This window comes from Rhodococcus sp. B10 (assembly GCF_011770055.1).
In the GTDB taxonomy this organism is placed as follows: domain Bacteria; phylum Actinomycetota; class Actinomycetes; order Mycobacteriales; family Mycobacteriaceae; genus Rhodococcoides; species Rhodococcoides kyotonensis_B.
This window is the reverse complement of sequence record NZ_JAAFYV010000149.1, coordinates 1-255: the sequence shown is the minus strand read 5'-3', so window position 1 is coordinate 255 and position 255 is coordinate 1. Positions and strand designations below refer to the sequence as shown.

The following is a 255-nucleotide window of genomic DNA, read 5'->3' as shown; positions in this document are numbered from 1 at the left end:
CACGCATCCGCTCGCCCCGATCCTCAAATCCGTACCCGGACTCGGGACTGTGCTGAGCGGACGGATCCTCGCCGAAATCGGCGACGACCCAAAACGTTTCGAAAGCGCAGCCGGATTGCGAGCCTTCTCCGGCACCGCACCGATCACCCGTGCGTCCGGTCGATCGCATTACGTCAAAGCCCGCAAAGTCCGCAACAAGAGACTCGGCGACGCCTGCCACTGGTGGGCCTTCTCCATGCTGACCAAATCGACAGG

The 255-nt window shown here is 62.7% G+C and carries 1 protein-coding gene; it reads left to right on the top strand.

Annotated features, from left to right (window positions below):
* Positions 1-255: transposase (locus tag RhoFasB10_RS26870; RefSeq protein WP_167679379.1), on the top strand; the 255-nt coding region annotated here is incomplete at both ends.